Origin of the sequence: Corynebacterium sp. HMSC04H06 (assembly GCF_001815935.1) — a bacterium.
Lineage (GTDB): Bacteria > Actinomycetota > Actinomycetes > Mycobacteriales > Mycobacteriaceae > Corynebacterium.
In genome coordinates, this window is the sequence record NZ_KV823449.1 from 1 (window position 1) to 512 (window position 512).

Here is a 512-nt window from a genome sequence, read left to right on the forward strand (position 1 = left end):
TTTTTTAGATATGCGTTTTCCGCTTCCAACCGCGCGATTTGGCGACGCAGCTTCGCTTCCTCCGAGAGCGGCTTCGGCGTGACCGAGCGCTTGGGCCTGCCCTTCCGCTTCGGTTTTAGTGCCTCATCGCCACCTTTACGCCATTTCCACGACCATCCGCTGACCAGCTGCTCTGATGACAGGCCAAACTCGCGCGCAAGATCCATCGCTGTCTCACCAGCAAGGTGGCGTTGGACAACTTCCTTCTTGATTTCGAACGAATACTGCTGCTTAGTCGGTTTTTCCACAAGACATAGTCTGCCATGCAGCTTAAACCGACGACAGAGCATACGGGCGGCGTATTTGGAGACACCAAGAGCAGTAGCAGCGGCACCATAGCCCATGCCTTGCTCAAAAAATTCAACCAACTGCTCCCGCTGATGCTCACTCAGCGAACTTCGAGCTCTCAATGAAAAACTACTCCCCACTAATCGGTAACTGATTTCTCAGTCCAACTAATGGGGAGCAGTTCA

Annotated in this window: 1 protein-coding gene; it reads right to left on the bottom strand. The window is 53.1% G+C overall.

The features are described from left to right. The coding region (locus tag HMPREF3067_RS09395) for a transposase (protein ID WP_371259793.1) at positions 1-287 on the bottom strand (287 nt) is incomplete at its 3' end. Positions 288-512 lie beyond the last annotated feature (225 nt).